Source organism: Streptomyces celluloflavus, from assembly GCA_000720995.1.
GTDB classification, from domain to species: Bacteria; Actinomycetota; Actinomycetes; order Streptomycetales; family Streptomycetaceae; genus Streptomyces; species Streptomyces celluloflavus.
On sequence record JOEL01000001.1, the window covers coordinates 424,516 to 435,685 of the forward strand.

Annotated in this window: 10 protein-coding genes and 1 pseudogene; 5 read left to right on the forward strand and 6 right to left on the reverse strand. The window is 69.1% G+C overall.

What is annotated here, in order from left to right; translation table 11 throughout:
* Position 1 precedes the first annotated feature (1 nt).
* Together IH09_RS01615 and IH09_RS01620 are read right to left on the reverse strand one after the other, a co-directional pair.
* Positions 2-1,222, reverse strand: coding sequence for a cytochrome P450 (locus IH09_RS01615; protein WP_052853378.1), 1,221 nt, complete (start codon positions 1,220-1,222; stop codon positions 2-4).
* Positions 1,223-1,389: 167 nt separating this feature from the next.
* Positions 1,390-2,529, reverse strand: a complete 1,140-nt coding sequence (locus IH09_RS01620; protein ID WP_052853379.1) for a PucR family transcriptional regulator — start codon at positions 2,527-2,529, stop codon at positions 1,390-1,392.
* Between the two features lie 253 nt (positions 2,530-2,782).
* On the opposite strand from IH09_RS01620, the gene IH09_RS39565 reads away from it, so the two are divergent.
* Complete coding sequence (locus IH09_RS39565) at positions 2,783-2,908, forward strand: hypothetical protein (protein ID WP_275126349.1); 126 nt, start codon at positions 2,783-2,785, stop codon at positions 2,906-2,908.
* 641 nt (positions 2,909-3,549) lie between these two features.
* Here the strand turns inward: IH09_RS39565 and IH09_RS01630 are convergent.
* From IH09_RS01630 to IH09_RS01640, 3 genes are all read right to left on the reverse strand, one after another.
* Positions 3,550-4,248: a DUF4232 domain-containing protein gene (locus tag IH09_RS01630; protein WP_052853380.1), complete on the reverse strand. Its 699-nt coding sequence runs from the start codon at positions 4,246-4,248 to the stop codon at positions 3,550-3,552.
* 392 nt (positions 4,249-4,640) lie between these two features.
* Entirely contained in the window at positions 4,641-5,489 is an 849-nt protein-coding gene (locus IH09_RS01635; RefSeq protein WP_052853381.1) for an SDR family oxidoreductase, read from the reverse strand.
* Between the two features lie 301 nt (positions 5,490-5,790).
* Entirely contained in the window at positions 5,791-6,672 is an 882-nt protein-coding gene (locus IH09_RS01640; protein WP_052853382.1) for an SDR family oxidoreductase, read from the reverse strand.
* A gap of 87 nt (positions 6,673-6,759) precedes the next feature.
* Between IH09_RS01640 and IH09_RS01645 the strand changes: the two genes are divergently transcribed.
* Positions 6,760-7,338 carry a TetR/AcrR family transcriptional regulator gene (locus tag IH09_RS01645; protein WP_052853383.1) on the forward strand — a complete coding sequence of 193 codons (579 nt, stop codon included), beginning with the start codon at positions 6,760-6,762 and terminating at the stop codon, positions 7,336-7,338.
* A pseudogene (locus tag IH09_RS01650) lies at positions 7,257-7,637 on the forward strand (hypothetical protein); the annotation flags it as partial. The gene IH09_RS01645 and the pseudogene IH09_RS01650, both read left to right, overlap by 82 nt.
* 68 nt (positions 7,638-7,705) lie before the next feature.
* On the opposite strand, the gene IH09_RS01655 reads toward IH09_RS01650, so the two are convergent.
* Positions 7,706-8,923, reverse strand: coding sequence for a NucA/NucB deoxyribonuclease domain-containing protein (locus tag IH09_RS01655; protein ID WP_052853384.1), 1,218 nt, complete (start codon positions 8,921-8,923; stop codon positions 7,706-7,708).
* A 232-nt stretch (positions 8,924-9,155) separates the two neighbouring features.
* On the opposite strand from IH09_RS01655, the gene IH09_RS01660 reads away from it, so the two are divergent.
* Together IH09_RS01660 and IH09_RS38755 are read left to right on the forward strand one after the other, a co-directional pair.
* Positions 9,156-10,379 (forward strand): hypothetical protein, encoded by a 1,224-nt coding sequence (locus tag IH09_RS01660; protein ID WP_240150967.1) that lies wholly within the window; start codon positions 9,156-9,158, stop codon positions 10,377-10,379.
* Positions 10,380-10,843: 464 nt separating this feature from the next.
* Complete coding sequence (locus tag IH09_RS38755; protein WP_172450815.1) at positions 10,844-11,005, forward strand: hypothetical protein; 162 nt, start codon at positions 10,844-10,846, stop codon at positions 11,003-11,005.
* Positions 11,006-11,170 lie beyond the last annotated feature (165 nt).

An 11,170-nucleotide genomic window follows, 5' to 3' on the forward strand; every position in this document is an offset into this window, starting at 1 on the left:
CCTACACCCCGTTCGGCGCGACCGTCAGCGCCGTCATCGCGCGGAACACGAGGTCGTCGGTCCACGGGGGGTTCGGGTCGGTGAGCGTCATCGCGGGCAGGCGCTGCGGCAGGACCCGGAGCAGGACGTCGCCCTCCAACCGGGACAGCGGGGCACCCATGCAGTAGTGACCGCCCGCGGTGAAGGCCAGGTGGCGGTTGCCAGTGCGCCGGATGTCGAACGTGTCCGGGTCGGCGAAGCGGCGTTCGTCGCGATTGGCCGACGCGATCCCGAGCAGCAGTTGCGTGCCCTCGGCGACGGTCTCGCCGTGGAGCTCGAACTCGTAGCCGGCGTACCGGGTGATGAAGTGCACCGGTGACTGCCAGCGCAGCACCTCCTCCCACGCCGCCGGCGCCAGGTCCGGGTCGGCGGCGAGCAGCCGCATCTGGTCGGGATGGGACAGCAACGCGTGGACGGCACTGGTCATCGCCGTCATCGTGGTGTGGTAGCTGGCGATGAAGAATCCGACGAGCGTCACGATCAGCTCGTCCCGGCTGACTCGGCCGCCGGCCTCCTCGGCCAGCATCAGCGCGCCGACCGGGTCCTCGGGGCCGAGCTTTCCACGCTGCGAGTCGACGATCTCGCCGATGTAGTCGAAGTAGAACTGCGCGGCCTGATCGGCCTCGGCCAGTTCGTCCGGCGTGAGGGGAGCGTGGGTCAACAGGCGGTTGAGCGCGGGCATCCGTCGCAGTACCGTCCCCGCGTCGGCGGCGGGGGCGTGCAGCAGTCGGCACGCGATCTCCGCAGGCACGCGCATGCCGAAGTGCTCGACGAAGTCGACCTCGCCATCGACCGTGGCGAGCGCCTCGACGTTGTCGATGATGATCCGCTCGACCCACGACCGCATGTGGGCCAGCGCCCGCGGCGCGAACGCAGGCGAGGCGAGCTTGCGCAGCCGGGTGTGCGTCGGGGCGTCCAGGTCCGGCAGCGACAGTTTGTGGAAGGTGGCGCCGGGGCCGGGGCCGGTGCCGATGCCGGCCGGGAACTCGCCGGCCTTCGGCTGCACCCGCATCAGCGGATCCTTGAAGATCCGCTCGATGTCGGCGTAGCGGGTCAGGACGGCTCTCGTGCCGTCGGGTCCGACCCGGGCGACGGGGGTGTGGTCGCGCAGCCGCCGGTAGGCCGGGAATCGATCGGTGCGGAACGTGGGATCACCGAGGCTCAGATACGCCAAGGCGGACATGGGTCTCCTCGTCGAGTCGTTGTCGTCGTGGTAGCGCCGCTGCTTGCTTCCGCCGACGGTACGGTTGGCCGAACGAGCGTGTCTTTGGGAAGAACACGAGGCCAAGCGTGGGTTTCCTGTGCTTTACACAGGCACCCGACGCGCTGCTCCTCGACGGCGCCGGTCCTCTACCGCGGTGTCGACCGGCACCCGATCACCGACCGGGCCAGCCCGGCGAACGTCCGCGGATCGGCGCCGGTGAGTTCCTGCCATCTGCTCAGCCGGTAGCCCATGGTGTTGGGATGCACGTTGAGCCGCCTGGCGGCGTCGGAGAGGGAGAATCCGCAGTCGGCGAAGGCCAGGACGGCGGCGGCGAGGTCGGGATGGTCCCGCTGCGTCTGCTGAATGCCGGCGAGGATCGGCGCCAACCGGGGCTGACTGTCGAGCAGCGTCGCCTCCAGCCAGGAATCCGCGAAATGCACGGACGGCTCGTTCCACAGCTGCGCCGTCCGCAACGCGCGCTCGGCGCCGACGGTGCTCAGATGTGCGCCGATCAGGCCCTGACGCGGCAGCCCGATCCCGATGGCGGACCGGTCGCCGGCGATCCCATGGACGGTCCGGACCACGAGCACCGGGTCGCAGTCCTGCGCGATGGCGATCATGACGTCGCCGCGGACTCCGCACTGCATGACACCGGACAGTCGCCGGGTCGCCCGTTGCAGGTTCTCCACCTCGGGCCGGGGCCACGACGCGCGGGGCGCGCAGAACGCCTGGAACCGCCCCTCCACGTCGAACGCCAGGGCACGCGCGGTCTCGGCGACCTGCTCCCCGAGGGAACGATCGCCCAGCTCGCTCAGGAACCGCTGCCGCAATTCGGCGTGCTGCACGGCGGTGCCCGGCGATTCCGCGACGAAGGCGTCGACGACCGACGCGCTCATCGTCTCCGTCCACCGGCCGATGGGTTCGACCAGTTCCAGGAGCAGGTCGTCGGTCGCCTCGGGCGCGGACTGCATGGCGGCCCACAACTCACGACGCACGATGTGGAACGAACTCAGCACGTCGTAGGCGGACACGCCCAACTGCGTCCGCCGCAGGGCGGAGCGCCGCGTGAACTGGAGATGCTCGGCTATCGGCCCCCGCCCGGACGCGATGCTGGAGAGCATGCGGCGGACGAGATCGCGCACCGTGCGCCGGTGTTCGAGTTCCGGCAGGTGTTCGTACGAGGGCAACTCGGCGCGGATCCGGGCCGTCAGGTCGGGATCCGCGCGTTCGAGTCGCAGGGCGACCGCGTCACACAGCGTGCTCATCGCGGCGGAGTCCGATGTCATGCTCCCCAGCGTATTCCGGGAACCGGGCCTGGCTCCTGGAGCGCCGGGCGGAGGTCCTTCCCAGGCACACGGGCATTCACGCCTTCACCAGCCTGGTGGCTGGCGAAGGACGCTACCGCGTCGACACACGTCCAGGGTCGGCGCTACCGTCGATAACTCCTGGCGCGCCGCCGTCCTGAGGCACACCGTCATCCGCCTGCACCCCCTGTCCGTCCGCAACGCCCTGTTCGGCGCCGGTCTGGTTGTGGCGTATATGGACGCCGTCGGCGATGGCAGTGACGCGCCCTACGGCATGCTGATCGACTTGGCCCGCGGCATCGACGCCGGCCGCTGCGGCACGTACGACGCGGCCGACCGCATCCGTTCCTGGCGGATCTGACCATCACCTCGTGGTCCCGGAATCCGCTGGAATGGCGAGGGCCGTCTGCGGGCTCTGTCTCCAGAACGATCAACCACCGGATGGTGCCACTGGGCGAGCCCTCGCCGAGGTAGTCATCAACGCGCGCTGGCAGGTCCGCCGACACCTCGACTCCCTTCCCGACCGAGCGGGGGAGGGGGACGGAGGGTCGCGGGAGGCCGGAGGGTACTGGCGCAGCGCGGCAAGTTCCAGCGATCTGCCGCGCCTTGCGTGGGGCGATCGCCGCAGGCGACGACCCTGAGTGGCTGAGCGTTGCCCAGCTGGCAGACGCTCTGGGCGACGCGGACCCGGCGACGTTGGTACGGATGCAATGACCGGACCCAGATGTTCGGCCGACCCTGCACGCCGAATCCGCCAGGGCCCACGTCACGATCTTGAGGACGCGGATGGAGTCCGTCCTGGGCCGGCCCGCCGTCTGTCGACTGGTCGGTGTCGTCTCTGCGGCTCCCACGCCTTCTGGCAGCAGGCCGCCGCACTCCCTCGCGGGTGAGTCGCCCCTCGAACGGGTTGCTCAGCCGACGCCGCGCCGAACGTGACTGCCGCGCGGGCGGAGTCCGATCCCCGCGGCGGGCGGGGATCGCGCGGCGCAGGCCGACGGGTTGTCAGAAGTTGTACGGCTTTTCGGTGTTCCAGTTGAGTACGTCGGCTTCGTTCCAGCTGAACTGGGGCTTGTTGCCCTTGAGGTCGACGGAGTAGGAGGGGCCGTCCTGGCCGCCCGTGCCGCGCAGTGCGAGGGCGAAGGAGGTGGCGGTGTGGTTGTTGGAGCCGTAGTCGAAGAGGTTGACGGCGCTGTAGACCTTGGCGCCGGGCTGGAGGGTGATGTGCTTGCCGCCGCCCGGGTTGTCCTTCTTGGAGTGCGCCAGTGCGGGGCCGTCGACGTTGTCGCCGAGCTTGACGGAGGGGTAGGAGGTCACCCAGCAGGGCTTGCCGCCCTCGTTCGAGGCGGTGATCAGCAGGTGGTCGCCCTGCTGCCCGGCGAAGCGGTGCACCGCGGTGAGCAGCATCTCGTCGCCGCGGCACTGCTGGGCGCCGGCCGTGGTGCCCTTGCCCGCGACCTCGTGCGTCCCGCCCGAGGCGCTCGTCGAGCGCGGGCCTTCCTTGGCGTGGCCGCCGCTGTTGACCTGCTCCGCACCGTCCTTGCCGTCCGTGGTGGAGGCGGTCCGGCTCTGGGCGGTGCCGGCGGCGTTGTCGCCGCCCGCCGCCTTCGAGCCGTTGTCGGCGCCGCCGCAGGCGGTCAGGCCCAGTGCCAGTGCGGCGGTGACGGCGGCCAGGGTGGCGGTGCGGATCCGGGAAGTGCGCATGATCAGGTTCCCCCTGCGGTTGATGCGGGACTTCCTTGGGTCGTTCCCGCGGTGTGAACACCACTCTTCCCGGGTGCGCTGACGTCCTGGCAACGCCTCACTCACGTCCCGCAAACAGACCGCGCGCGAACGGGTGAGGCCGAGCCGTGGCCCGCTCCCGACACGCCTCCGTACGCTCCCTGGAGCGACATGCCCGTCCCGGCGTCAACGCGGTCGCCCAGCACGTCGCCGAGCACTACCCCGCCGTTCGGTGGAACCGCTGACGGGCTACAAGGTCATTCCGCGGCGGGCTTTACAGCCACCTTGGTTGGACCCCAAGAAGAATGATCAACCCCAGGCTGTTCCTCACGACCGGCCGGGGTCGCCACCGGCACCGCAGGTCAACGACAAGCTCAGCGGAAGTCGTCGGAGTGGTCGACGGCCCACCGGGCGTAGGTGTGAGCCGGCGTGCCGGTGATCTTTTCGGCGATGACGGAGGTCAGGACCGGGATGCCGTTGGCGGCGGCCCACTGGCTCACGATTGCCTCGGCCACGACCGGATGCATTGTTCTGCCCACTTCCGCGCGAGCCTGCTCGTCGGAGACGTGTTCGATCCTGATGCGGCGACCGAGGGCCTCGCCGATGTACTCGACCTGCCGTTGCAGGGTCAGGGACTCGGCTCCGTAGATGGTGTATGCCTGGTGCGAGTGGCCCGGTTCGGTCAGGGCGGTCACCGCAAGCGCAGCGATGTCCTTCTCGTGCACCGGTGCCGACTGTGCGAGCGGATAGGGCAGGCGGACGAGGTTGTCGGTGCGAATCGATTCGGCCCACCAGGTGCGGGTGTTGGTCGCGAATGTCCCCGGCCTGAGGAACGTCCAGTCCATGCCGGACCGTTGGATGACCTGCTCGATCGTGCGGTTCAGGCGGGGGACCGGGTGGTCGGCGTCGGGGTTCAGGACCGACACCGACGAGAGCAGAACCACCTGCCGGATCCCCGCGGCTGTGGCCGCCGCAGCGACCTTCTCGATGTCGTAGGGCTTCTGGGGGTTGAGCATTCCGTAGAGGAACATCTTGTCGGCACCGTCGAGCGCTGCGGGCAGCGTCTCGGGACGATCCAGGTCGGCGGCGACTGCTTCCCACCCGGGCGTCAAGCCCGCGGCTGGGGTTCTGCTGACTGCTCTGACCTGCTCACCGGCGGCCAGCAGGCCATCGGCCACGTGACGACCGACGTTGCCGCGAGCGCCGAAGACAACTGTCACCATGACGGGATCTCCTGTTGGTTGTGGACGTGAATGGCTGCACAGCCGGCTATGCCGTGGAGACCCACTTTCGCCACGGACATGTCGACAGTGCGGGACGTGTTGCTGTCACGCGGGTGGCGGTCCGGCGTCAACGGGCGTGGCCGTCGGCGATGTTGTGGGGATCAAGTCGAGAGCCGGAGCCGCGTGGACCGGGTGGGCGGGCGCGGGACATCGCTGCGCCGAGACGGTCGACCGCGAGTGACGCCGCTGAGGGTCTGCGGTTGTCGGCGTGAGCGCCATAGGCGGGCCTCCCGGTCTCCGGTCAGGGCTGGATGTTTTCCAGGTCCTCCAGGAGGCTGGGGTGCTTCGGCTCCCAGTCGAGGGTCTGTTGGGTGTGGGTGCTGGACGAGGGCTGGTCGGTCGCGAAGATCGGGCCGAGCGGGCCGTACGTCTGCGACGGCACCGATTCGACCGGCAGGCCCAGCCGTCGGCCGATGACCGCGGCGATGTCCCGCACTCGGTCTCCCTCGTCGGCCACGGCGTGCCAGACGCTGCCGGCATCGGCCTGTTCCAGGGCGAGCCGGAGGAGGACCGCCGCGTCGAGCGCGTGGACCGCCGGCCAGCGCTGTGTGCCGTCGCCCGGGTAGCCGGACACCCCGGTCCGGCGTGCGATGCCGGTCAGCAGGCCGGCGAACCCGCCCGCGCCCTGGTTGTGGACCGTGCGCGGCAGGCGTACGGCCGTACTCCGGACCCCGCGCGCGGCAAGGCCCAGGACCGCTGTGACCGTGCGGCCGCGACCGCCGACCGGTCCGTCCGTCGGCACCGGGTCGGCCTCGGTGGAGACACGGCCCGGGGCCTGGGGCGTACCCGAGACGGTCACGAAGGGGCGGTCGCTGCCGACGAGTTCCTCGCCGAGGGCCGCGAGGGCGGCGCTCTCCTCGACGACGTTCTTCGCGAGGGCCTCGGGGCTGCTGAAGTCATTGCCGAATGCCAGGTGGATGACCCCGTCGGCCTGAGTGACGCCGGCCCGGAGGGCGTCCAGATCGGCGAGGGCTCCCCGGAGCGGCTCGGCGCCGGCCGCCTCGGCGGCGAGCGCGGACGCGTCGGAACGGGCGAGTGCGAGGACGGTGTGGCCGTTGCCGAGCAGTTCGGCGACGACGGTGGACCCGATCAGACCGGTGGCGCCGGTGACGAAGACGCGCATGGAAATCTTCCTCCAAGTGATGGGACTCTTGTCCCGTCACACGCTACCAGGTGACGGGACAAGAGTCCCATCGCATATGCTGGCCCCATGGGTAGGTGGGAACCAGGCGCACGCGAACGCCTCGTCGTGGCCGCAGTCGATCTGTTTACCGAGCAGGGGTACGACGCCACGACGGTCGCGCAGATCGCCGAGCGTGCCGGGGTCACCAAGAGCACCTTCTTCCGGCACTTCCCCGACAAGCGCGAGCTGCTGGTGGCCGGACAGGAGACGCTGAGCCGGCTGCTGACCGAGGGGATCGCCGAGGCCCCCGGCTGCGCCACCCCGCTGGAGGCGGTCGCCGCCGGTCTTGTTCGCGCGTCGAGCGCGATGGGCCCCGTGAACCGCGAGCTCGCCCCGCGCGTGAAGGCGGCCGTCGCCGCCAGCGCCGAGCTGCAAGAGCGTGACACCCTCAAGACCGTCAGCCTCGCCGCCGCGATGACGGACGCCCTGGCCGCCCGCGGCCTGCCCGACCCCACCGCGGCCCTCGCGAGCGAGCTGGGCGTCCTCGCCTTCAAGCGGGGGTTCGCCCAATGGTCCGAGGGCGACCGCGACGGCAAGGACGAACTCGCCGGACACGTCCTGGCGTCCCTGGACGAGCTGCGCGCAGTGAGCGCATCGCTGGGTTGAGCGGACGGATCCCCCCGCTCATCGGCTGGTTTCGCATCGGCCGCTACCTGCGGCGCCGACAGATCAAGCACACCATCCCCGAGCCGAGGAATCAGCGGGCCAATCGCGTGCGCTGTGGGAGCCGAGGCGGCCGGCCCACCAGCTTCGAGAAGGCCCGCAACGTTCGCAGGAACGAAGTGGAGCGGTTGATCGGAAAGTTGAAGATAAACCGGGAGGTTGCCACGAGCTTCGACAAGCGGGCCTATGTCTTCTACGGCACTGTGACCGTTGCGGCCATACGCCTGTGGCTTCGTGCATGACCCGTCAGACGGAACCTAGCCGGCCCAGGGCCTCCCTCCCCAGGTGCCCGGGGAGGGAGGCCCGCCGCCTAAGGGGCGATGATCACCTCGTACCACTCCATCTCAAGGATGCGGTCCGCGACGACGGCTCGGCCGAGTTCGCCCCCTGCCCCCCTGTTCTCGGGCAGGGGCACATGAGCCCGGATACAGGGCGCGTTATTACCGTGGGGGCTGTCCCGTACGACATCGACGTGCCACACCCCGGCGGTCTTCCTGGGGATGATCTCCGTGCACTCGGAGCCGTTCGTGCCGCCCTGCACGGAGCTGGCGAAGGGAAACTCGTCGCAGGAGTCGTCCGTGACGCTGGGGTCCTTCTTGAACGGGTCCGGGGCCGCCGTGCACGACTGCCTGCGCTTCCTGGCCGCCTCCGTCTTCCCACCGGAATTACGCTGCAGCGGCTTCGTCTCGGTGCCGAAGTTGCCGCCCTTGAGGTTGCTCTGCGCCCACCCGTAGGCGATGGCGGCGGCCCCGTAGGCGGATTCGCGGATGGTCACGTTGGCCAGGTGTCCCATCACGATGCAGCCGGGGTACTGGCCGACCTGCGCATCACAGCGCAGATCGTGACCGTTCCAGGTCACCGGGTTCGCAGGACCGCCGCCCGCCTCAAGGATGTCCCCGACCGATGTATAGGTGGGGGAGATGAACGAGTAATTGCCCTTGGTGACAGTGGAGGTGAAGGACAGGTTCCCGGTCCTCTCATCGCCCAGCTCCAGTTCGACGGGTGCGCCGCCCCAGGCCGGTGCGTCCACGGTGCACAGGCCGCTGCAGGTGGCGGACAGGTCCATCGACACGGTCTTCGCCTTGCCCTCCATCTTGGTGGCCTTGACGGCGATGTTCTCCGTCCACTTCCCGCTGGAGGAGCTCAGGCGAGCGAAGCTCACGGCCTCGACGACGGAGCGGCCTGTCTCCTTGCCCTTGGTGTCGAAGGCCCGGTTCGTGAGCGTCTCGCCCCAGCAGTAGTTGTGCCGGTCGGAGTCCCGGCCGTTGGCGCACGCACCATCCGAGACGCCGCGCACGATGCGTTCGGTGACAGTGTCAGGGGCGGCGAAGGGCACCGCCTCGGCGCAGGTCCAGCCGGTGCCCTGGCGGCGCGCCGGGGAGCCCGGGGCGGTGGCCTTGCATGTGCCGTAGCCCTTGGGGGCGGCCTTGGCGGGTGCGGCGGCGGCCGGTGAGGTGCCCAGGGCGAGGAGGGTCGCGGTGAGGGCGAGTGCAGCTATGGCCGCGAGCAGGTGTCTGACGCGTTTCAAAGGGTGGTTCCCCTCAATCGGTGGTGTAAGGGTCCATCAGGGATGGAACCGGCCCAACGTCTGCGCGCACAGGGGCGGAATAAGTCCCTCCATGACCATTTTTGGCCCGTTGCGGGCTCACACCGCCACCCTCGTGGTCGCTACGTTCACCCCTTGACCGAACACACACAACCAGGGGGAAAGGGCAACGATGCGCCCCACAAGACCCGTCAGCCGCATAGGCAGAACACTCATGGCCTGTGCCGCCTCGGCCGCTGTGGCCACCGTGGGACTTGCCGTCTCACCGGCCGCCGCCGCACCCGCCACCACCACGCAGGCCGAGCCCGGCGGCGCCTGCACGGCGGCCGACCTCGGCACCCGGCACCCGTACATCAAGTCCTCCGAAGTGACCCCGACGATCACCCACTTCAAAGGCTGGTACGTCACCGAAGGCTCGACCGGTACCCAGTCCGTCAACACCAGCGTTCAGACGACCATCTCGGTGTCCGTCGGCCTCACCGGCAACGTCGAAGGCAGCTTCGAATTCGAGACCCTCGGCAAAGTCGGCGCGAGCCTGGGCCTGAACGTGCAGGTGAACTACACCTCCACCAGCAGCACGTCGACGTCCGTCACGTGGAACTTCCGCAATCCCGGCTATTACGGCCTCTACAAGGGCACCAAGAAGGTCACCGGTACGTACGGCAGCCTCAATTGCAACCGCGTCCAACAGGGCGACGGCAGTTGGGCGCTGAAGTGGATCGAAGGGGCCGACACCGGCAGTTACACCACCTTCACCACCCTCGAAGAAGGCGCGGTGCGCTGCGAGGACAAGGTCCCCGCCAACAGCATCATGCGCAAGGCACAGGACCTCCTCGACTGTGGCTCCGCCACCGCCACCGCGAAGCACCCGGCCGGGCCGGTCCCCTCGGCGAAAGCCGCCAAGGCCGGACACGAAGCCGAGAAAGCCGCCAAGGCTGAGAAGAGCGTGAAGGCCACCAGGAGCCAGGCCCCCGCCACGCGGGCCGCCCTGGACTGCCAACCTGCCGTCTACAAGATCGACGTCCCCGGCAAGCCTCTGAACTGGAGCGCACCGCTCCTGGCCAACGACGGCATCCGCCTGCGCGAATCCAACTGGACCAGCGCCCACCTGGACAACTGGCGGCTGTGCAACGTGACGGAGCGCAACGGGGTCATCGAGGCGTCCCTGTGGAACTGGGGCAACGGCGGATGCGCGACCGTCCCGGCGGACATCGCCAACCAGGAGCAGGCATACCTGACGACGGCCACCTGCGGGGAGGACGACCTTCAGCGGTTCTACATCTACCGCGACGTACCCGGCAGCTCGAAGATCGGTGTGCAGAACAAGTACACCGGCTTCATGATGGGCCACGACCGGTACGCGGACGGGGAGTTGATCCGCCAGTACTCCAGCGGCAGGCAGGACGGTACGGGTACGTACACCCTGACCGGAGTCTGACAGCCCCCACCCCGTGAGCGCGGCCCCGCACGTGAACCCCCGGCCTCCCGGTTCCGTACGGGGCCTTCCGCCTCTCTACCCCGAGCCCAGCCTTGGGGACCGGCGCCCGTGGCCGAACGCCCTCTGTTGCATGCGGTAAACCCCGTCCTGGGCGGTTCGCGCTTCAACCCGACTAGAGAAGCGATGTCAACGCATGTGCATGCGAGGCGTGTTGACGGTGGTCAACGAGTTCTCGTCTCGGTTCGTCACCGACCCGTCAGACAGGCCCTGGTGCCAGGGCCTGGGCCCGAATGGGGCGTACCCAAGGAGCACTTGCTGCCATTGAACGTTCGGACGACGTGTTCAGCCGGGCGAAGGCCGGCGAAGATGTCGCCTGGATGAGCTACTACGACAACGCTCAGCACCATGGCGACACGGGCCACGCGTCCTTTGACCTAGCACTCTTGCCGGGACAGTCATCCGCCATGGCTACGTCGAGACTCCGTACCGCGACCAACGAGCACGCCGACGATTACGAGCGCTCACGAGCTCTCTCCGGGACGAAGCCGGCCACCCTCATTATGGCCATGGCGGTTCTCAAGGAGGCCGTGTCGATCAGGCAGCGGGCTCTCGACGAAGTCGGCTGACTCCGGTCGAAGAGGGCGATCGATGAAGTGACCAATCTTTCCGGGGCATCCGCGCGATACGCCGGCGACTGTGCGCCACGAACACAACGGGAGGTTTCGATGTAGACGAAGTCTTCCGACGTGGTGCTGCACTGGTGATGGAGGTAGGCCCTCCGAGACCGCCCA